Origin of the sequence: Streptomyces sp. NPDC046465 (genome assembly GCF_040646035.1) — a bacterium.
Taxonomy (GTDB): domain Bacteria; phylum Actinomycetota; class Actinomycetes; order Streptomycetales; family Streptomycetaceae; genus Streptomyces.
Genome location: NZ_JBEYZK010000037.1, coordinates 1 through 20,737, shown reverse-complemented (window position 1 = coordinate 20,737; position 20,737 = coordinate 1). Strand labels below are relative to the sequence as shown.

The window sequence follows — 20,737 nt, the reverse complement described above, 5'->3', positions numbered from 1 at the left end:
CGGCCGTCACTCCGCGCCGTGCGCGGCGGACAACTCCTCGACCCTGCGGGCCAGTTCGAAGTCGAGGCCGGTGAGCGCGCCGCCCGCGCTGTGCGTGTGCACGGCGAGCGCGACGGTGTTGTAGCCGAGCGTCAGGTCGGAGTGGTGGCCGAGTTCTTCCTGCGTCTGCGCGATGTGGACGACCAGGCCGGTCGCCGCGAAGTGCGAACCGAGCCGGTAGGTGCGGGTGATCCTGTCGCCCTCCACGGACCAGCCGGGCAGTTCGGCGAGGCGGTCCTCGATCTCCTTCTGCGAGAGCGGTTCGGGGGTCATGGGCGGGGCTCCTTCCGGGCGGGCCGCCTCCACGACGGGAAGGCGGTCTGCGGCTCACCTTGCCACAAACCGTTTCGACTACCGTCTACGTATGACAACCGCCGCGCCCGCCAAGGGGAACGCCAGAGGCAAGGCCAAGGGGACCACTTACGAGCACGCCTCAGGAGCGGGTCCGCTGCTGCGGAGCTGGCGCGAGCGGCGCCGGGTGAGCCAGCTGGAGCTGGCCCTGCGCGCCGACTCCTCCGCCCGGCACATCAGCTTCGTCGAGACGGGCCGGTCGCGGCCGAGCGAGGAGTTCCTGCTGCGTCTCGCCGACCACCTCGACGTGCCGGTGCGGGACCGCAACTCGCTGCTCCTGGCCGCCGGTTACGCGCCGCGCTTCCGCGAGACCCCACTGGACGACCCCTCCATGGGCACCCTGCGCGAGGGCCTGGAACGGCTGCTCGCCGGCTACGAGCCGTATCCGGCCCTGGTCGTCGACGCGACGTACGGCGTGGTCGCGGCGAACCGCGGCATCGCGATGATCCTCGACGGCGTCCCCGAGCACCTTCTGTCGTCCCCGAACGCGATGCGCCTCACTCTGCACCCGGAGGGCCTCGCGCCCAGGATCCGCAATCTGCGGGAGTGGCGGGGGCACCTGCTGCACCAGATGGAGCGGCAGATCGCGCTGCAGCGCTCCGACGCGCTGCGGGCGGTGTACGAGGAGGTGGCCGCGTATCCGGTGGCGGACCCCGGCGTGGACGCCTTCGAGGCGGGGACGGACGTGCCCTATTTCGCGCTGCCCCTGCGGATCGAGCACGACGGACACGTGCTGTCCTTCATCTCCTCGATCTCGACGTTCAATACGCCGATGGACGTGACGGTCGCCGAGCTGGCCATCGAGACGCTGCTCCCGGCCGACCCGGCGACGGTCAAGTACGTGCAGTCGCGAGTCAGCCCCTGAGCGCCCGCAGCGCCGCGTATTGCAGCGCGGCGAAGCCGCCGACGACCGCGGCCTGGAGCGGTATCCACACCGTTCCCGCCGTGCCGGGCGAGAGCCAGGCGAAGAGCGCGACGACGCTGAGCACCGCCCAGGCCGCGTTCGCCTCGACGACCGCCTGCACGGCGGGCGTCGGCGGCCTCCTGCGGGTGGCGAGGAGGCCGACGCCGACCCCGTACAGGGTGAGGAAGACACCGATGCCGAACAGCAGCGTGGAGTCGACGCCGAGGAAGTCACCGAGGGGCCCCGAGGCGGCGGCGTACGCGATGCCGTTGCCCGCGGTCACGACCGCGTCGAGGCCGAGGAAGCGGCGCAGCATCGTCCGCGGGTCGGTGGTGCGGGCCAGAGCGGTGAGCGGGTACGTGGACGTGGCCATGGCGGGGTGCCTTTCGTAGGAGAGGGGGAGCGGTTTCGGGACCCGGATCCGGTCCGGAGTGCGCCGGACCGGATCCGTTGACATCACTCTGCCGGGCGCCCGTGACCTGGTCGATTACGTGCGGGGTAATGCCGCGCGCCCGCCCGGCAACCCGTACGGCGGCGGCCGACAGGTGTCCCGTGGCCCACGCACCTAGGTTCGGTGGGAGGCACACCTAGGGAGCTGCACGGTGACAGAGACGACCGAGCCCGCCGCCGCCCTGCTGCGGGCGGGGAAGTTCTTCCGGCGCGGTACTGCCGCCCCTGACCTGCACAGCGTCCGGCTGACCGGTGGCCGCGACGCGGACGCCTTCTACCGCGACCGGTGGAGCCACGACAAGGTCGTGCACTCCACGCACGGCGTGAACTGCACCGGCTCGTGCCGCTGGAAGGTGTACGTCAAGGACGGCATCATCACGTGGGAGACGCAGGCGACGGACTACCCGAGCGTCGGCCCCGACCGCCCCGAGTACGAGCCGCGCGGCTGCCCGCGGGGCGCCGCGTTCTCCTGGTACACGTACTCCCCCACGCGCGTCCGCTACCCGTATCTGCGCGGCGTCCTGCTGGACATGTACCGGGAGGCCAAGGCCCGCCTGAAGGACCCGGTGCTCGCCTGGGCGGACATCCAGGGCGACTCCGAGCGGCGTCGCGCCTATCAACAGGCGCGCGGCAAGGGCGGGTTGGTGCGGGCGTCCTGGGACGAGGCCGTCGAGATCATCGCGGCCGCGCACGTCCACACGATTCGGACGTTCGGGCCGGACCGGGTCGCGGGCTTCTCCCCCATCCCCGCGATGTCGATGGTGTCGCACGCGGCGGGCGCCCGCTTCATGTCGCTGATCGGCGCGCCCATGCTGTCCTTCTACGACTGGTACGCGGACCTGCCGGTGGCCTCGCCGCAGGTGTTCGGCGACCAGACGGACGTGCCGGAGTCGGGTGACTGGTGGGACGCCGCGTATCTGATGATGTGGGGCTCGAACGTGCCGGTGACGCGGACGCCCGACGCGCACTGGATGGCCGAGGCCCGCTACCGCGGCCAGAAGGTCGTGGTGGTGGCGCCCGACTACGCCGACAACGCCAAGTTCGCCGACGAGTGGCTGCATCCGCACCCGGGCACGGACGGGGCGCTTGCCATCGCGATGGGCCACGTGATCCTGAAGGAGTTCTTCGTCGACCGGCAGACGGAGTTCTTCACCGACTACGTGCGCAAGTTCACCGACCTGCCGTTCCTCGTGACGCTCACCGAGCGCGACGGCGCGTACGTGCCCTCGAAGTTCCTGCGCGCCACGGACCTCGGGCAGGACGGCGAGGGCGGCGACTGGAAGACGGCCGTCCTCGACGAGAACACCGGGCGGCCCGCCGTGCCGAACGGCTCGCTCGGCTTCCGCTGGACCGATTCGGGCAAGGGCAAGTGGAACCTGGATCTCGGTGACATCAAGCCGATGCTGACGCTGCGGGGCTCAGCGGTCGCGACCGGCGTCGAGGTGCTGCTCCCCCGCTTCGACACCGAGGGCGGCACGCACGGCCAGGGCCGCGGTGAGATCGTGCGGCGCGGGGTGCCCGCCACCCGGCTGGGCGGCCAGGACGGACCGCTGGTCACGACGGTCTTCGACCTGCTGCTCGCGCAGTACGGCGTGGGGCGCGAGGGCTTGCCGGGCGAGTGGCCTTCGTCGTACGAGGATGCCGAGGCGCCCGGCACCCCGGCCTGGCAGGAGGCGCACACCTCGGTCCCGGCCGCGAAAGCGGTGAAGATCGCGCGGGAGTTCGCGCGGACCGCCGAGAAGTCGCGCGGGCGCTGCATGATCCTCATGGGTGCGGGCACCAACCACTGGTTCCACTCGGAGACGATCTACCGGGCCTTCCTCGCACTGCTGCAGCTCACCGGCTGCCAGGGCCGCAACGGCGGCGGCTGGGCGCACTACGTGGGCCAGGAGAAGTGCCGCCCGGCGACCGGCTGGGCGACGCTCGCGAGCGCCAACGACTGGAGCAGGCCGCCGCGGCAGATGATCGGCGCGGCGTACTGGTTCCTCAACACCGACCAGTGGCGCTACGACAGGTTCGCCGCGGACGTGCTCGCCTCACCCCTTGGCGAGGGCCGCTTCGCCGGGATGACGGGCGCCGACTGTCTCGCGCTGTCCGCACGCACCGGCTGGATGCCGTCGTACCCGACCTTCGACCGCAACCCCCTCGACCTGGGCGAGGCGGACGACCCGGTGGCGGGCGTCGTCGACGAACTCAAGGCGGGCACCCTCAACTTCGCCTGCGAGGATCCGGACGCCCCCGAGAACTGGCCGCGCGTGCTGACCCTGTGGCGCGCCAACCTCCTCGGCTCATCGGCGAAGGGCGCCGAGTACTTCACCAAGCACCTGCTCGGCACGCACTCCTCGCTGCGCGCCGAGGAGGCCTCGCCGGACGAGCGGCCCTCGACGGTGACCTGGCGCGACGAGGCGCCCGAGGGCAAGCTCGACCTGCTCGTCTCCCTCGACTTCCGCCAGACCTCGTCGACGCTGCTCTCCGACGTCGTGCTCCCCGCGGCCACCTGGTACGAGAAGCACGATCTGTCGACCACCGACATGCACCCCTACGTGCACTCCTTCACCCCGGCCGTCGACCCGCCCTGGCAGGCCCGTACCGACTTCGACACCTTCCGCGTCATCGCCGACCGGCTCAGCGAGCTGGCCGTGGACCACCTGGGCGTGCGCAAGGACGTCGTCGCCACCGCGCTGCAGCACGACACTCCCGGCGAGACCGCGCAGCCCGGCGGGGTCGTCCTTGACTGGCGCAAGGGCGAGTGCGAGGCGCTCCCCGGGAAGACCATGCCGATCCTGACCGTGGTGGAGCGCGACTACACCGCGATCGGCGCGAAGTTCGCCGCCCTCGGCCCGCTGGTGGAGCAGCTGGGGCTGCCCGCGAAGGGCATCGCCCTCCACCCCGACCAGGAGGTGGACGAGCTGCGCGAGCGCAACGGCGTCGTGCGCGGCGGGCCCGCGGACGGCCGCCCCGCCCTGGACACGGCGGTGAAGGCGGCCAACACCATCCTCGCCCTGTCCGGCACGACGAACGGCCGCCTCGCCACCCAGGGCTTCCACACCCTGGAGGCGCGCACCGGCCAGGAGATGGCTCACCTGGCCGCCGAGCACGAGGGCAAGCGCATCACGTACGCCGACACGCAGGCCGCGCCCGTGCCGGTGATCACCTCGCCGGAGTGGAGCGGCAGCGAGTCCGGCGGCCGTCGGTACACGGCGTTCACGCTCAACACCGAGCACCTCAAGCCCTGGCACACCCTCACCGGGCGCCAGCACTTCTTCATCGACCACGACTGGATGCACGAGCTGGGCGAGGCGATGCCCGTCTACCGGCCTCCGCTGGACATGAACCGCCTCTTCGGAGAACCGCGGATCGGCCCGGACGGCGAGAAGGAGGTGACGGTCCGTTACCTCACACCGCACAACAAGTGGTCGATCCACTCCGAGTACCAGGACAACCTCTTCATGCTGTCGCTCTCGCGCGGCGGCCAGTGCATCTGGATGGCGCCGCAGGACGCGGACGCCATCGGCGTGAAGGACAACGACTGGATCGAGGCCGTCAACAGGAACGGCGTGGTGGTGGCCCGCGCGATCGTCTCGCACCGCATGCCGGCCGGCACCGTCTTCATGCACCACGCGCAGGAACGCACCGTGAACGTCCCCAAGGCGGAGACCACCGGCAAGCGCGGCGGCATCCACAACTCGCTGACCCGGCTGATCCTCAAGCCGTCCCATCTCATCGGCGGTTACGCGCAGTTGTCCTGGGCGTTCAACTATCTGGGCCCGACGGGCAACCAGCGCGACGAGGTGACGGTCATCCGCCGCCGCGACCAGGAGGTCACCTACTGATGCCCCGTGACGGAGTCACTCATGGACGAGTGATGGCACAGATCGCGATGGTCATGAACCTCGACAAGTGCATCGGGTGCCACACGTGCTCGGTCACCTGCAAGCAGGCGTGGACCAACCGCGACGGCATGGAGTACGTCTGGTTCAACAACGTCGAGACCCGCCCCGGGCAGGGCTATCCGCGCCGCTACGAGGACCAGGAGAAGTGGCGCGGCGGCTGGGAGCTGAACAAGCGCGGCGCCCTGAAGCTGAAGAACGGCGGGCGGATCAAGTCCCTCCTGGAGATCTTCTCCAACCCCAAGCTCCCGGAGATCAAGGACTACTACGAGCCCTGGACGTACGAGTACCGGAACCTCACCGACGCCCCGCTCGGCGACGACTACCCGGTGGCCGAACCCCGCTCCCTGATCTCCGGCAAGCCCATGAAGATCGAGTGGTCCTCGAACTGGGACGACAACCTCGGCGGCGCCACCGAACACGGCGATCTGGACCCGATGGTCGCCAAGACCCGCGAACAGGCCGCCGACAAGGTCAAGTTCGCGTTCGAGCAGACCTTCATGTTCTATCTGCCGCGCATCTGCGAGCACTGCCTGAACCCGGCGTGCGTGGCGTCCTGCCCGTCCGGAGCGATGTACAAGCGCGCGGAGGACGGCATCGTCCTCGTCGACCAGGACCAGTGCCGCGGCTGGCGCAAGTGCGTGACCGGCTGCCCGTACAAGAAGGTCTACTTCAACCACCGCACCGGCAAGGCCGAGAAGTGCACGATGTGTTACCCGCGCGTCGAGGTGGGCCTGCCCACCGTCTGCTCGGAGACGTGCGTGGGACGCCTGCGCTATCTCGGAGTGATCCTCTACGACCCCGACAAGGTGACGGAAGCGGCTTCCGAGCCCGACGAACACAAGCTGTACGAGGCGCAGTTGGGGGTTTTCCTCGACCCCGACGACCCCGAGGTGCGCCGCGACGCGGAGCGGTCCGGGATCAGCCATGACTGGCTGGAGGCGGCCCGCCGCTCCCCCGTGCACGCACTGATCAGCAAGTACAAGGTGGCGCTCCCGCTGCACCCGGAGTACCGCACCATGCCGATGGTCTGGTACATCCCGCCGCTCTCCCCCGTGGTGGACGCGCTGACCGAGACCGGCCACGACGGCGAGGACCTGGGCAATCTGTTCGGCGCGATCGACACGCTGCGCATCCCCCTCGAATACCTCGCGGAGATCTTCACGGCCGGCGACGTCGGGCCCGTGCGCTCCTCCCTGGAGAAGCTGGCGGCGATGCGCGCCCACATGCGGGCCATCAACCTCGGTGACCGGCCGGACGGTTCGACCGCGGAGGCGGTGGGGATGTCGGGGTCCGAGATCGAGGAGATGTACCGGCTGCTCGCCATCGCGAAGTACGAGGACCGGTACGTCATCCCGACCGCGGCCGTCGCGGACGCGCAGCGCCTGGAGGAGTCGGCGCTCCCGGACTCCTGCAGCCTCGACTACGAGGGCGGGCCCGGCATGGGCGACGACGGGCCGTTCGGACAGGACTCGGGCCGCAGGCAGCTGCCGCTGGTCACCATCGAGAACTTCCACGCGCTGCGGGCCCGGCAGACCGCCGACGAGGAACCCAGCGCCGTCGAGAAGGCCCACGCGCCCAAGGAGGACGAGACGTGACCCGGCACGCCCTGCTCTACCAGGCCGCCGCGCTCTGCCTGGCCTACCCCGACGACGAGTTCCGCGAGCGGCTGCCCCTGCTCACGGCGGCGGCGCCCTCTGAGCTCCGCGGCTTCCTGGAGTACGCCACGGCGGCCGAACCCCGCGAACTCGCCGCGCACTACGTCCAGGTCTTCGACTTCAAGAACCGCCACAGCCTGTATCTGAGCTGGTGGCGGGACGGCGACACGCGGCGGCGCGGCATGGCCCTGGTGCGCTTCAAGGAGGTCTACCGGGAGCACGGCCTGGAGTTCACCGGCGAGGAGCTGCCGGACTTCCTGCCCGCCGTCCTGGAGTTCTCCGCGCAGGCGGGCCCGGTACTCCTCACGGAGCACCGCAGCGGCCTCGAACTGCTGCGGATCGCGCTGGCCGACTGCGGCACGCCGTACGCGGCGGTCGTCGAGGCGGTCTGCGCGACGCTGCCAGGACCCTCGCCCAAGGACCGCGCGGAGGCGCTGGCCCTCGCCCGCTCCGGTCCGCCGCGCGAGGACGTCGGACTGCAACCCTTCGCACTCATCGGGGAGCGACCCTCATGAAAACGCTGCTGTGGGGCGTGCTTCCCTACGTCGCCTTCGTCCTGCTCGTCGCGGGCATCATCTGGCGCTACCGCTACGACAAGTTCGGCTGGACCACGCGCTCCTCACAGGTCTACGAGTCGAAGCTCCTCAACATCGCGTCGCCGATGTTCCACTACGGCATCCTCTTCGTGCTCGTCGGCCATCTGATGGGCCTGTTCGTGCCGGAGTCCTGGACGGACAAGGTCGGCCTCACCGAGAGCACGTACCACAAGCTGTCGCTGTGGGGCGGCACCGCGGCGGGCGCGGTCGCGGTCCTCGGCATCCTGATGCTGCTCTACCGCCGCCGCACCAACGCGCCGGTGTTCCGGGCGACCACCGCCAACGACAAGGTGATGTACGTCGTGCTGCTCGCGGCGATCGTGATGGGCATGTGGGCCAAGCTCACCAACTCCGGTCTGGAGGAGGGGTACAACTACCGCGAGTCCATCGCCCCCTGGTCCCGCAGCCTGTTCACCCTCCAGCCGGACGTGGACCGCATGGTGGGCGTCCCGCTCACCTTCCAGATCCACGCGGTCATCGGCATGCTGCTCTTCGCGCTGCTGCCCTTCACCCGGCTCATCCACATGTTCAGCGCGCCGGTGCAGTACCTGTTCCGGCCGTACGTGGTCTACCGCACCCGGGACCCGAAGCGGGTAGGGGCACGGCCCGACCGGCGGGGCTGGGAGCGGACGGGTTCCTGAACCCGTCCGCCCCCATGTCACCTACGTATCACCGCCCTTGTTCCGGTCGTCCTCGTCCACGATCTCGGCGTCCACCACGCCGTCCTCGGGGGCGGCCTCGGTGGACGTCTGCTCCTGGGCGGCCCCGTCGGAGGCCGCGTACATCGCCTGGCCCATCTTCTGGCTCACCGCGGCGAGCTTCTCGGCGCCGGTGCGCAGGGCCGCCGTGTCGTCGGCCCGGTCCTTGAGCAGCCCCTTCAACTCCTCGGCCGCGGACTCCACTTCGGCCTTGGTGTCGGCGGGCACCTTGTCGCCGTTGTCCCGCAGGAACCGCTCCGTCTGGTAGACGAGCTGCTCCGCCTGGTTCCGGGTCTCCGCCGCCTCGCGGCGCTTGCGGTCCTCCTCCGCGTGCTCCTCGGCCTCCCGCACCATGCGGTTGATGTCGTCCTTGGGCAGCGCGGAACCGCCGGTCACCGTCATGCGCTGCTCGCGGCCCGTGGCCTCGTCCTTCGCCGAGACGTGCATGATCCCGTTGGCGTCGATGTCGAAGGTGACCTCGATCTTGGGGACGCCGCGCGGGGCGGGCGGCAGGCCGGTCAGATCGAAGACGCCGAGCTTCTTGTTGTACGCGGCGATCTCCCGCTCGCCCTGGAAGACCTGGATGCCGACGGAGGGCTGGTTGTCCTCGGCGGTGGAGAACGTCTCCGAACGGCGGGTGGGGATCGTGGTGTTGCGTTCGATGAGCTTGGTCATGATGCCGCCCTTGGTCTCGATGCCCAGGGACAGCGGTGTCACGTCGAGCAGGAGGACGTCCTTGACGTCGCCGCGGATCACACCGGCCTGCAGGGCGGCGCCGAGCGCGACCACCTCGTCGGGGTTGACGCCCTTGTGCGGGTCCTTGCCGGTGAGCTCCCTGACCAGATCCGTCACCGCGGGCATCCGCGTCGAGCCGCCCACCAGGATCACGTGGTCCACGGCCGACAGCTTGACGCCCGCGTCCTTCACCGCCTGGTGGAAGGGCTCCTTGCAGCGGTCGAGGAGGTCCGCGGTGAGCTCCTGGAACTGGGCCCGCGTCAGCTTCTCCGCGAGGTGCAGCGGGCCCGCCGCCGAGGCCGTGATGTAGGGCAGGTTGACGTCGGTCTCGCTCGACGAGGACAGCTCGATCTTCGCCTTCTCGGCCGCTTCGCGCAGCCGCTGGAGGGCCATCTTGTCCTTGCCGAGGTCGACGCCGTGCCCGTTCTTGAACTGGCGCACCAGGTGTTCGACGATCCGCTGGTCCCAGTCGTCGCCGCCGAGCTGTGTGTCACCGTTGGTGGCCTTGACCTCGATGACGCCCTCGCCCATCTCCAGGAGCGAGACGTCGAAGGTGCCGCCGCCGAGGTCGAAGACGAGGACGGTCTCGTCGTCGCCCTTGTCGAGGCCGTACGCGAGGGCCGCCGCCGTCGGTTCGTTGATGATGCGCAGGACGTTGAGCCCGGCGATCTCCCCGGCCTCCTTGGTGGCCTGGCGCTGGGTGTCGTCGAAGTACGCGGGCACGGTGACCACCGCGTCGGTGACGTCCTCGCCGAGGTAGGACTCGGCGTCGCGCTTGAGTTTCTGCAGGACGCGCGCGGACAGCTCCTGCGCGGTGTAGCGGGTGCCGTCCACGGAGCCGCTTTCCGGGAAGCGCCAACCACCGTCGCCCATATGGCGTTTGACGGAGCGCGCGGTGCGCTCCACGTTGGTGACCGCCTGCCGCTTGGCGACCTCGCCCACCAGGACGTCGCCGCTCTTCGCGAAGGCGACGACCGAGGGCGTGGTGCGCGCGCCCTCCGCGTTGGCGACGACGGTGGGCTCACCGCCCTCCAGTACGGCCACCACTGAGTTCGTCGTACCGAGATCGATTCCGACCGCACGTGCCATGGTCCAGTCCCTTCCGCCGCGAGCTCACGTCCCCCGTCTCCAGGTCTACTCCGTTCTCCATCACAAAACTTGAGCGGGCTCTTGTCAATGCCGCGCATGACAAAGCCGCCACCCCGACCGGGGCGGCGGCATCGTCAACCCACGTGCGCTCAGGCCAGCTTGGCCGAAAGCGTGATGGTCGTGCCCGTGAGGGCCTGGCTCACGGGGCAGCCGCCCTTGGCCTTCTCGGCCGCCTCGACGAAGGCGGCCTCGTCGATGCCGGGCACGGTGCCCTCGACGGTGAGGTGGATGCCGGTGATGCCGGTACCGGGCGTCAAGGTCACGTCGGCGGAGGTGACGAGGCGGGTGGGCTGGTTGCCCGCGCCGGTCAGGGTGTGCGACAGCGCCATGGCGAAGCAGCTGGCGTGCGCGGCGGCGATGAGCTCCTCCGGGCTGGTCTTGCCGTTCGCCTCCTCGGCGCGCGACGGCCAGGACACCGGCTGCTCCGCGATGCCGGAGGAGTCGAAGGTGACGGTGCCCGAGCCCTCTGCCAGAGAGCCTTCCCAGACCGTGTGCGCGGAGCGCGTGGTTGCCACGATGCAGTTCCCTTCAGTGCGGTTGTGTGTTCGGAGGTCCCGATGCCGCCATCCGATCACACTCCGGGCGGAATCGGGGCACGGGTGGATCGCCGACCGGCCAAAGGCCGATCACTTCCGGCGGCCGCCCGTCAGCGCTTGCGGGCCACCGCCCCGTACATGGCGATCGCCCGGTCGTCGACGCCGTCCTGCAAGGGGCCCGGACGCCACGTGTGCACCTGGGTGACGCCCGGGTCGACCAGATCCATGCCGTCGAAGAAGGACGTGGCGGTCGGCAGGTCACGCAGCACCATGGGCATGCCCTGCTGCGCGTACTCCTCGGCCACCCGGCCGACCTCCTCGGGCGCGAAGTCGGCGGTGCCGATCGTGAGTGCCAGGAAGCTGCCCGACGGCAGCGGTTCGAGCAGCCGCCGCACCAGGCTCTGGTCGTCCGGCGGCAGGATGAAGTGCAGGATCCCGATGACCATCAGGCCGACCGGCTCGTCCAGATCTATCAGCGCGCGGAACTCGGGGCTGTCCAGGATGGCGTCGGGATCGTGCATGTCGGCGTCGACATAGGCGGTCGCCCCCTCGGGGGAGCTCTGCAGCAGGGCACGGGCGTGGGCGAGCACGATGGGGTCGTTGTCGACGTAGACCACACGGGACTCCGGCGCCACGTCCTGCACCACCTCGTGCAGGTTGGGGGCGGTGGGCAGCCCGGTGCCGATGTCGAGGAACTGCCGGATGCCCTGCTCCTGGGCGAGGTACCGCCCGGCGCGGTGCATGAACCGCCTGTTCTCCAGCATGTGCACGGGCAGCGCCGGCCAGTGGCTGCACATGGCGTCGCCCGCCTCGACGTCGACAAGGTAGTGGTCCTTGCCTCCCAGGATGTAGTCGTACACCCGGGCCGAGTGTGCGGTCGACGTATCGATCCGACCGTCCGCGCTGTTCATGGGTAACTCCGCTCCTCGCCACCGACTTTGAAGTGCAGACGCTACGCCGTTCACCCGCGGGCCCCGCACCCCGGCTCCGTCTGGAGGACTTGGGTGGAAACGGGCCGCGCGGGGCCCGGGTGGTGTTCGAGCGGGGGCCGCAGGTGCGCGTCGGCCGATACGAACAAGTTGTGTGCGCCGCCGCGCCACAGGGGCCTGTGAGGTGCGGGAACAGGCGCGTGACAGGGGGCCTATGGCCGGAATGACAACTGGGCAAGGCGCGTCCGCGGTGACACTTTGAGGCCCCCTCGCGCACAGAGCGAGGAGACCGTCTCAGGGGGTATGGCCATGCGCATCAACTACTCGGACCGCGGTCCCTCTCCACTCGAACCGGAGAAGCCCGGAGCGGCCGGCGACCGGGACTCGACCTTCGGCTGGTGGGGTGCCTTCAGCATCCAGAAGTTCGTCAACCAGGCGACGCTCTACCACACGCACGAGGACGCCACCGGCTGGCTGGCGTACCTCCAGCAGTTCTACGACCGCAACTTCTGGTTCGCCGACGGCGGCGCGCAGGTGTGGGCGTACGAGGAGACGTACGACAACTGGCAGGACCGCTACGGCATGGACGCGGTCGTCGCCGTCTACCACTCGGGCCACGGCGGCATGGACGGCAACGGCGTCTTCTTCGCGCCGCTCGGCGCCGCCTGGGACGGCCGCAGCGACGCCATCTCCAACCGGATGGCGCTCGGCAACGAGAAGGCCAACTACGTCTTCTGGTCGACCTGTGACTCGCTGAAGGTCACCGGCGGCCACTCCCCGATCCGCACCTGGGCCGGACCCAACATCGGCTTCCGGATGATCTTCGGGTTCGAGACCACCTCCATCGACAGCGGCGACTACGGCAAGAAGTTCTGGGAGAAGTGGCGGGCCGGGCAGACGTACTGCGACGCGTGGCTCAACGCCAGCTGGGACATCTACCACGGCCAGGCACCCTCGGTGTGCGCCGTCGGATCCACCCAGGCCGAGGCCACCAACCGCCTCAACACCGAACGCAACTTCTACCGCGACCACGTGCCGGACAACTGGTACGCGTGGCGCTGGTACTACGCCCGCCAGGGCGTCCGGGAACTGCTCACCCAACTGCCCGGCCAGCAGAAGATCGTCCAATTGGCGCCCCGTGACCCGAGCGCGGAACTCAGCCGGCTCGGGGAGCTGGCCGACATACCGTCGGCGGCGCTGCAGGACGTGTCGGTCGAGCGCCTCGGCGTGCTGAGCGCGACCTCCGGCGACCGCGTCATCTCCACAGGCCCGCAGGGCAACCGCTGGATCAGGCTCGCCGAGCCCAACCACCGCAACACCCAGCAGCTGTCCACCGACCGCGCGGTCGAGACGGCACGCGGCATCGCCGAGCGCTACGCAGAGGGCGCCGACCTCGTCGTCGACAGCGTGCACGACCTGATGCAGAACTCCGGCACGAAGGACGGCTCGGAGATCGGGCGCCCGGTCTCGCTGCAGACCCACGTGACGTTCCGGCAGGTCTTCGACGGCGTCCCCGTCATCACTCCGGGCCGCGGCCTCATCCGCGTCGGCCTCGACAACGACGGCACCCCCGTCCAGGCGCAGATCGCCACCCGCCAGGCCACCGGCGTCACCCGCGAGCCGAGCACCGAGGTGTCGCCGCCGCCGCCCAAGGGCGGCAAGGCCACGGCGGCGCCGCTGGAGCGCGACCCGCGCAAGGCGCTCGACGCGGCACAGCGCAAGCTGCTCGCCCACCTCGCGGCGGAGACCGCCGACGCGGCGGCGCCGGGCGCGGCGGCACAGCGTCCGCCCCAGGTCTCGGACGTCCCCGGCACGTTCGAGGTCGGCTACGAGATGGAGGGCAACGAGGCCTACCCGGCGGCCCGCAAGCTGATCGAGATCGGCGCGCAGGGCAGCATGTTCAAGACCCGCCGCTGGGTCGTCGCACCGCTCGCGCGGTAGTCAGGAGCCGGAACCGGACCGGTCGTCGACGGTGGCGGCCCGCTGCTTGCGGGCCGCCATCCACGCGTAGCAGAGCACGCCCACGAAGAGGAAGAGCACGCCCTGGTAGACGGCCGCGTACCCGGAGCCCGCGACCAGCCACATCGAGAACGCGAACGCCGCACCCGCGAGGACCGCGTCCCGCACCAGCCGCCCGCGGACGACGCGCTCGCGCTGCCCGGAGAGCAGGAAGTAGATCTGCGCGGCGGTGGCCAGGAGGTAGGGCACGGTGGCCGTGAACGTCGTGATCAGGACCAGGGACTCGAAGACACCGCCGGAACCCGCCGTGTAGTTGTAGACGGTGAGCAGCGAGGCGAGGACGACGGTGACGAGGACCCCGACGGTCGGCACGCCGCGCTTCTTCCTGCCGAACGCACTCGGGAAGAGACCGTCCTGGGCCGCCGCGTACGGCGTCTGGGCGCTGAGCAGCGTCCAGCCGTTGAGCGCGCCGACCATCGAGATCAGTGCGGCGACGGCGACCGCGGTGCCGCCCCAGGAGCCACCGAACATCACGTCGACGGCGTCCGAGAAGGGCGCGGTGGAGGTCACCAGCTTGTCGTGCGCGACGGTCCCGAAGACGGCGAGCGTGCCGAGCAGGTAGACGAGGGCGGCGCCGAGGGTGCCGTAGATGGTGGCGCGCCCGACGTTGCGCCGCGGGTCGCGCACCTCGCCCGCACTGACGGCGGCGGACTCGACGCCCAGATACGAGAAGAGCAGGATCGCGGCGGCCGCGGAGACGGCCCCCGTCGGGCTGTCGTCGCTCGCCTGGAACGGCCCGAGGTTGGCGCTGTCGAAGAAGAAGAGACCGCCGACCGCGACGAGCAGCAGCGGCAGGAACTTCAGTACGGTGGCGACCAGTTGGACGGCGCCGACGTATCGCGTGCCCGCGAGGTTCGCGAGCGCGGGCAGGAGTTGCAGGACCAGGGCGGCCAGGCAGGCGGTCCACTTGTGGTCGTTGACCGGCATGAGGACGTCGAGATAGCCGACGGCGGCGACGGCCAGGGCCGCGTTGGACACCCAGGTGGTGATCCAGTACGACCAGGCGGCCAGGAACCCGGCGAAGTCACCGAAGGCGGCGCGGGCGTAGACGTAGGGGCCACCCGTGCGCGGATCACGCTCCGCGAGCCGCCCGAAGACGAGCGCGAGGGCGATGGCGCCGGCGGTCAGGACGGCGAACGCGACGAGGCTGATGGTGCCGAACGGGGCGACCGAGGCGGGCAGCAGGAAGATGCCGCCGCCGATGACGTTCCCCATGACGAGGCACATGGCGACGGGGAGCCCGAAGCTCCGCGCGTGCTTGCTCTGTGCGTGCTCGCTCTGGGCGCCCGGGTCGGCGGACCGCGCCGATTCTCCCTGGTCGGAGGCCGGAGCCGACGGTGCCACGGTTCCGGTGTCGTGCATGGGGTGGTGCGCCTCTCGTCGTGCCCTGGCGCCCGGGACCGCCGGGCGGAAGCCATGGTCGGGCACGGCGGGCGCCGCTCCAAATCAGTGTGTTTTGTCCTGTGCGGCGCGGCCGGAAGCCGTAAATGCTGTGCTGTCCGGGGAGTCGAACAACGAATCGTGCACGGGAACGGCCAGCGGAATCTGCGGCCCCAGGTCCTCCCCCAGCCAGCGGCGCAGGACGCGGTGCAGCTGCTCGGCGCCCACCAGTTCCGTCCCGTCCGCCACCGGGTCGCCGAGCACGAGCGGCGAAAGGAGGAAGGGACGGGCCTGCGCCCCGCCGAGCCCGCCGTGCGAGCCGATCTGCTCCTCGAAGGCGAGCACCTCGCCCTCCTCCGGGTCGTACCAGGAGTTGACCATGATGTCGGCGACGTGCGGGAAGCCGTCGGTGCGCCGCACGGCGTCCGCGGCGCCGGGCCCGAAGTCGGTGAGCGGCCCGAGACCGGCCGGTCCTGGATCCTCGTCCAGATACACCTCGGCGCCCCGCGCCCCGAGCACCAGCGGGCCCCGCTCCGCGCTGCGTACGAGGAGGAAGCCGATCCCCGGGTGGTTGGCGAGGGTGGCGAGCAGCGCCGGATGGCGGCGGTCGATCTCCTCACGCGTCATCCGGTGCGGCACGTCCGGGAACGAGATGAGCCCGAGGTTGCCCGAAGCGAGCACGATCGGCTCGGCGCGGCGGGCCGGACGGTGCTGGTCGGCGCCCTCCTCAACGGGCCTGCGCAGCGCGGCCCGCACCGCCGAACGGGCCTCGGCGCCGCTGTGGGTGCGCTGCGCCTTGCGCGGCACGGGCAGCCCGCAGCCCGCCCGGACCAGATCGCCGAGGGTCAGGCCGTACCGGGCGCGGAACGTCTCGCCCGGACTCTGCCCGTGGTCCGAGAGCACCACGATCCGGTAGGCGCGCGGCGCGTGCTCGGCCACCTGGTCGAGCAGCGCGAGCGAGCGGTCCAAGCGCCGCAGCACCTTCTCGACGTCCTTGCCGGTGGGCCCGGAGTGGTGTGCCACCTCGTCGTACGCGACGAGGTCGGCGTAGACCGCGCTGCGCCCGGCGAGCATGTCGCCGATGACGGCGGCGACCACGACGTCGCGCTCGACGACGGTCGCGAAGGCGCGGATGAACGGGTACAGGCCGCCGCGGCCGATCCGCGGGCGGCGCCGCTTGAACCGGGCGCGGGTGGACTCGCCGATCTCCCGGAAGACCTCGGCGACGAAGGAGAGGGCGGTGCGGACGGCGTTGGCGGGGTCGGAGAAGTACGCGAAGTACCCGGCCCGTGACCGGTTCTCCTTGCCGCGGCGGGCCGCGATCGACAGCACGAGGGCGAGCTGCTCGGCGCCGCCGCTGAAGAGGTTGCCGCGGCTGGCACCGTCGACGGTGAGCAGCCCGCCGTCGCCGGTGCGCCGGACGGCCCGCCGCTGCAGCTCCGCGGCGGAGGCGGGCCGGTTGCTGACCATGACCTCGCCGGTGTCCTTCTCGTACCACCGGAACGCGGGCACGTCGTGGTTGGAGCCGTGCAGGATGCCGAGCTGGCTGGCGCCGGTCTGGCTGGACCAGTCGGTACGCCAGGGGGTGAGCCGGTGCGTGGGAAGCTCTCCCAGCCAGCGGGCGACGGTGGGCATGAGGCCCTTGCCGACGGCGGAGGTGAGTACGTCGTGCCCGACGCCGTCGAGCTGGATGAACACGGTGCCGGGCGTCGTGGGCCCCGGGGCACCGTCCGGCCCGCGCCGACGGCGGCGGTCGGCGAGCCGGTAGAGGCGTCGGCGGTAGGCGTCGTCGTCCCGCACGGCGAGGGCGCCGCCGGTGGCCGAGGCGACGGCGGACATCACCGCGGCGACGACGACGGCGGTCTCGGCCCCCGCCTCACCGCGCCCCTCAGGGATGAGGCTCAGGGCGAGCAGGAGCAGCGACCCGTTGAGGAAGAAGGCGAGCAGCCCGAGCACGAGAGCGGGCACGAGCAGCAGCGCCCGCACGAGCAGCGGCCACACCAGTACGGAGAGCAGACCGAAGGCACCGGCGCCGAGGGCGGCGGTGATCGCGATACGGGTGGCGCTGTCGCCGTTGTCCGACTGGAGCTTGAAGTCCGGCAGGATGCCGGCGAGGACGAGCATCGTCAGCGTGCTGACGGCCCATACGGCGACCACCCGCCACAGCGCGCTGCCGACTCTCCGCCATCGCCCTTGCCCCACGCCAAGACCTTTCACGTTTCCCCCCGAACCGGACACCAGCGTGCCACACCCCGCCATCCGGCCCCTCAGAGGTGCAGGCCCACACACCCACCCGCACCCCCGCCGACAGGCGTCAGCGCCCGTCGTACCCCGCGGTCGGCATCGAAAGCCGCCGATGCACCCGCGCCTTCATCTGCGAGTCGTACGCCGGTTCGGCGAGCCCGGCCGTCTCCACCCGCACCCCCCGCCGCGCGCACTCCGCGGTGAACTCGTCGGCAGACCGCAGCGCCCGCTCCAGAACCCTGCGGCTCGGCACCACGAAGAGGTCCACCAGGCCCGCCTCGACGTCGCCCCACAGCATCGCGTGGTCGGCGCGCAGGCCTCGTACGACGAACTCCCGAGTGATCACGTACCCGTGCGCGGCCGCCCACCGCGCGCACATCGCGTGCTGGCTGCGCGAGTCGACCAGGAAGGGGTCGGCGTCGAGCTCCTCCAGGGGCGTCAGGCTGGCGATCGCCGCGGCGCGCACGATCTCTCCCATGGAGTCTCCCCTCACCCTCGGCGTAGGCCGCCGACCCTACTCCTGGCCGTAGGCTCGGAGACAGTCGCACGAAGGAGGAACCGGGTGCCCGTCGAGGTCACATGGTGGGGTCACGCCACTTGCACGGTCGAGGACTCGGGCGTCCGCGTACTGACCGACCCCCTGTTCGCCCGCCGCCTGGCGCATCTGCGGCGCCGCAGGGGCGCGCTGCCGCCACCCGGCGCGGCGGTCGCCGATGTCGTGCTCCTGTCCCATCTGCACGCCGACCACCTGCACGTGCCCTCGCTCGCCCGGCTCGCGCCCGGCACCCGCGCGCTGGTCCCGCGCGGGACGGCCCGCGCGCTGCCCGGCCTGACCCGGCGCCTGCCCCACCTGCGCTTCACCGAGGTCGTGCCGGGCGATACGGTCCCGGTCGGCGAGGTCGCCGTACGGGTGGTGTCCGCGCGGCACGACGGGCGGCGCCTTCCGGTCGGCCCGCACCGTTCGCCCGCTCTGGGGTATGTCGTGGACGGCGAGGCGCGCACGTACTTCGCGGGGGACACCGGACTGTTCGACGAAATGGCCGACGAGGTCGGCGAGGTGGACGTGGCGCTGCTTCCGGTGGGCGGCTGGGGCCCCTATCTGGGCCAGGGGCACCTGGACGCGGGCCGTGCCGCCGAGGCGCTCGCCCGGCTCGCGCCGCGCAGCGCGATCCCGGTGCACTACGGCACGTACTGGCCGATCGGCATGGACGCCGTGCGCCCCCACGAGTTCCACACGCCGGGCCACGAGTTCGTCCGGCAGGCGGCCCGGCTCGCCCCCGGGGTGACGGTGCACCGGCTCGGGCACGGGGAGAGCGTGCTGCCGGAGGTGGCCCGGTGATACTCACCGCGGTGACGCAGGTGCCGCCGGAGAGCACCCAGCAGGCGGTCACCTATCCGTCGCTGTTCCTCCTCGTGGTGATCGGCGCGCTGGTGCCTGTGGTGCCGACGGGCGCGCTGGTCAGTTCGGCGGCGGTGGTCGCCGTCCACCAGACGTCGCCGTTCTCGCTGCTCGTCGTCTTCGGCGTCGCGGCGTTCGCCGCGTTCCTCGGGGATGTCGCCCTGTACTGGCTCGGGCGGCGCGGCATGCGGTCGAAGAACGGTTCGCGCTGGCTCGCGGCGATCCGTGACCGGGCGCCCGAGGAGCGCCTCGCGCAGGCGCAGGCGAAGCTGGAGGACCACGGTGTGATGGTCCTCGTGCTGTCGCGGCTCGTGCCCGCGGGCCGGATTCCGGTGATGCTGGCGTGCCTGATGGCGGACATGCCGCTGCGCCGGTTCGCCCGCGGCGACGTTCCGGCGTGCCTCGCGTGGGCGGTGACGTACCAGCTGATCGGCATCCTGGGCGGGTCCCTCTTCAGAGAGCCGTGGGAGGGCGTCGTGGTGGCGGTCGCGCTGACGGTGCTGCTCAGCGTGGCGCCCGCGGTGTGGCGCCGGGTCCGGCACACCTAGAGCCTTTCGTTTGGATCAGGCCGGGCCCGCGGGGGCTGCGATCGCCGGTCTGCCGCGCGGAGATCGTCGAAGGCCGCCCCGAACGTCCGCAACGCCCGCTCCACGTGCGGCAGTTCCAGCGGGTCCGGTGCGGTGAGCGCTGCCAGGCGTTCGGCCCGGGTCGAGCCGAGCAGCGGCCCGGTGGACAGCCGTACGCGCAGGGCGTCGATGTCGTCGCCGAAGCGGTGGCCGCCCGGTGCGGGCATGCCGAGCCGTTCGGCGAGGAAGTCCTCCAGGTCCTGCGCGTCCCCGACGCCGCGTGCGGCGAGCGCGGACCGCAGGGGGCCCAGGTCCGCGTAGAGGTGGCGGCCCGCCTGCGGGGGCCGGGCGAGGGCGCCCCCGGCGAGGACGGCGCGGTGCGCGGCGGCGGCCACCCGCGCGTGCAGGCGGACGGCGGCGGCGAGCCGTTCGGTGATCTCGTCCGGTTCGCCGAGTGCGTAGGAGGCAGCGGCGGCGGCCGGGGCGGCGAGGGTCGCGCCGAGTGCGGTGAGGACGTCCAGGGTGCGGGCGCGCAGGGCGGCGCCCGCGTCGGTCGCGGGGAAGCGGGCGACGGCGGCGGGCAGTGCGGGCGGGAGGAGCGCCCCGGCCAGGTCGCCGATGACGGTCACCCGCTCGTGGTCCATCTCGGCGGGGCCGACCAGGACGGTGTCGCGGGGGTGGTGCAGGGTGTCGCGCCAGGTCTCGTCGCTGACGATGTGCAGGCCTTCGCCCGCGGCCGCCTCCAGGGCCTCGTGCAGCACGTCGGGGGGCGGCACGGTGGCGGTGGGGTCGTCGGCCACGGAGAGCACGAGGAGCCGGGGTCTGCCGCCCTCGGCACGGACCCGGCGGACGGTCTCCAGGAGGGCGTACGGGTCGGGGACGCCGCCGCACTCGGCGGGTGTCGGCACGTGGTAGACGCCGCTGCCGAGCAGCCGCGCCTGGGGCGCCCACCAGGCGGGGCAGGGGCGGGGCAGCAGGACGTCGCCGCCGACGGCCGCGGCGAGGGCGAGGAGCAGGGGCGGTGCGCCGGGGGCGGCGGCGATCTGCTCGCGCTCCACGGGCAGACCGCGCCGGGCCCAGTAGCCGCTCGCGGCGTCGAGGAGGGCCGGGCCGCCGCCCGCGGGCTCGGCCGGGGAGCGCCGCCGGGCCCGCCGGGTCCGCCCGGACAGGTGCCGGGGGCGCCGGGGCAGACCG

At 71.6% G+C, this 20,737-nt stretch carries 17 protein-coding genes; 8 read left to right on the top strand and 9 right to left on the bottom strand.

All coding sequences use genetic code 11. The features are described 5' to 3' along the window. Positions 1 to 6: 6 nt before the first annotated feature. Positions 7 to 312, bottom strand: coding sequence for a 4a-hydroxytetrahydrobiopterin dehydratase (locus tag ABZ953_RS36595; RefSeq protein ID WP_361733354.1), 306 nt, complete (start codon positions 310 to 312; stop codon positions 7 to 9). A gap of 91 nt (positions 313 to 403) precedes the next feature. On the opposite strand from ABZ953_RS36595, the gene ABZ953_RS36590 reads away from it, so the two are divergent. After that, positions 404 to 1,255, top strand: coding sequence for a helix-turn-helix transcriptional regulator (locus tag ABZ953_RS36590; RefSeq protein WP_361733352.1), 852 nt, complete (start codon positions 404 to 406; stop codon positions 1,253 to 1,255). Here the strand turns inward: ABZ953_RS36590 and ABZ953_RS36585 are convergent. After that, positions 1,245 to 1,667: a hypothetical protein gene (locus ABZ953_RS36585; RefSeq protein ID WP_361733350.1), complete on the bottom strand. Its 423-nt coding sequence runs from the start codon at positions 1,665 to 1,667 to the stop codon at positions 1,245 to 1,247. The two genes, ABZ953_RS36590 and ABZ953_RS36585, sit on opposite strands and share 11 nt — an antisense overlap. A gap of 229 nt (positions 1,668 to 1,896) precedes the next feature. On the opposite strand from ABZ953_RS36585, the gene ABZ953_RS36580 reads away from it, so the two are divergent. The 4 genes from ABZ953_RS36580 to narI are packed head-to-tail and all read left to right on the top strand — an operon-like array spanning position 1,897 to position 8,529. Further along, entirely contained in the window at positions 1,897 to 5,577 is a 3,681-nt protein-coding gene (locus ABZ953_RS36580; protein WP_361733348.1) for a nitrate reductase subunit alpha, read from the top strand. A gap of 32 nt (positions 5,578 to 5,609) precedes the next feature. After that, positions 5,610 to 7,232, top strand: coding sequence for a nitrate reductase subunit beta (gene narH / locus ABZ953_RS36575; RefSeq protein ID WP_361733347.1), 1,623 nt, complete (start codon positions 5,610 to 5,612; stop codon positions 7,230 to 7,232). Further along, positions 7,229 to 7,807 carry a nitrate reductase molybdenum cofactor assembly chaperone gene (narJ, locus tag ABZ953_RS36570; RefSeq protein WP_361733345.1) on the top strand — a complete coding sequence of 193 codons (579 nt, stop codon included), beginning with the start codon at positions 7,229 to 7,231 and terminating at the stop codon, positions 7,805 to 7,807. The genes narH and narJ overlap by 4 nt, the downstream gene beginning before the upstream one ends. After that, positions 7,804 to 8,529: a respiratory nitrate reductase subunit gamma gene (gene narI, locus ABZ953_RS36565; protein ID WP_361733343.1), complete on the top strand. Its 726-nt coding sequence runs from the start codon at positions 7,804 to 7,806 to the stop codon at positions 8,527 to 8,529. The genes narJ and narI overlap by 4 nt, the downstream gene beginning before the upstream one ends. 21 nt (positions 8,530 to 8,550) lie before the next feature. Here the strand turns inward: narI and dnaK are convergent, their stop codons facing one another. From dnaK to ABZ953_RS36550, 3 genes are all read right to left on the bottom strand, one after another. Next, the gene (dnaK, locus tag ABZ953_RS36560) at positions 8,551 to 10,410 is read right to left on the bottom strand and encodes a molecular chaperone DnaK (RefSeq protein WP_361733341.1); all 1,860 of its coding nucleotides are present in this window, start codon (positions 10,408 to 10,410) and stop codon (positions 8,551 to 8,553) included. Positions 10,411 to 10,559: 149 nt separating this feature from the next. Then, positions 10,560 to 10,985: an OsmC family protein gene (locus ABZ953_RS36555; protein ID WP_361733339.1), complete on the bottom strand. Its 426-nt coding sequence runs from the start codon at positions 10,983 to 10,985 to the stop codon at positions 10,560 to 10,562. Positions 10,986 to 11,116: 131 nt separating this feature from the next. Next, positions 11,117 to 11,917, bottom strand: a complete 801-nt coding sequence (locus ABZ953_RS36550; RefSeq protein ID WP_361733337.1) for an SAM-dependent methyltransferase — start codon at positions 11,915 to 11,917, stop codon at positions 11,117 to 11,119. A 327-nt stretch (positions 11,918 to 12,244) separates the two neighbouring features. Between ABZ953_RS36550 and ABZ953_RS36545 the strand changes: the two genes are divergently transcribed. Next, positions 12,245 to 13,876 carry a DUF6345 domain-containing protein gene (locus ABZ953_RS36545; protein WP_361733336.1) on the top strand — a complete coding sequence of 544 codons (1,632 nt, stop codon included), beginning with the start codon at positions 12,245 to 12,247 and terminating at the stop codon, positions 13,874 to 13,876. Here ABZ953_RS36545 and ABZ953_RS36540 read toward each other — a convergent pair whose 3' ends face one another. From ABZ953_RS36540 to ABZ953_RS36530, 3 genes are all read right to left on the bottom strand, one after another. After that, on the bottom strand, positions 13,877 to 15,316 hold the full coding sequence (locus tag ABZ953_RS36540) for an amino acid permease (protein ID WP_361733334.1): 1,440 nt from the start codon (positions 15,314 to 15,316) through the stop codon (positions 13,877 to 13,879). Between the two features lie 84 nt (positions 15,317 to 15,400). Next, the gene (locus ABZ953_RS36535) at positions 15,401 to 17,593 is read right to left on the bottom strand and encodes a phage holin family protein (RefSeq protein ID WP_361733333.1); all 2,193 of its coding nucleotides are present in this window, start codon (positions 17,591 to 17,593) and stop codon (positions 15,401 to 15,403) included. Positions 17,594 to 17,648: 55 nt separating this feature from the next. Continuing rightward, positions 17,649 to 18,056, bottom strand: a complete 408-nt coding sequence (locus ABZ953_RS36530) for a hypothetical protein (RefSeq protein WP_361733331.1) — start codon at positions 18,054 to 18,056, stop codon at positions 17,649 to 17,651. Between the two features lie 84 nt (positions 18,057 to 18,140). On the opposite strand from ABZ953_RS36530, the gene ABZ953_RS36525 reads away from it, so the two are divergent. Beyond that, entirely contained in the window at positions 18,141 to 18,917 is a 777-nt protein-coding gene (locus tag ABZ953_RS36525) for an MBL fold metallo-hydrolase (RefSeq protein WP_361733330.1), read from the top strand. An 11-nt stretch (positions 18,918 to 18,928) separates the two neighbouring features. Beyond that, positions 18,929 to 19,525 carry a VTT domain-containing protein gene (locus ABZ953_RS36520; RefSeq protein ID WP_361733328.1) on the top strand — a complete coding sequence of 199 codons (597 nt, stop codon included), beginning with the start codon at positions 18,929 to 18,931 and terminating at the stop codon, positions 19,523 to 19,525. Here ABZ953_RS36520 and ABZ953_RS36515 read toward each other — a convergent pair. Further along, on the bottom strand, positions 19,522 to 20,737 hold a 1,216-nt coding region (locus ABZ953_RS36515; RefSeq protein ID WP_361733326.1), incomplete at its 5' end, for an aminotransferase class I/II-fold pyridoxal phosphate-dependent enzyme. The genes ABZ953_RS36520 and ABZ953_RS36515 overlap by 4 nt on opposite strands.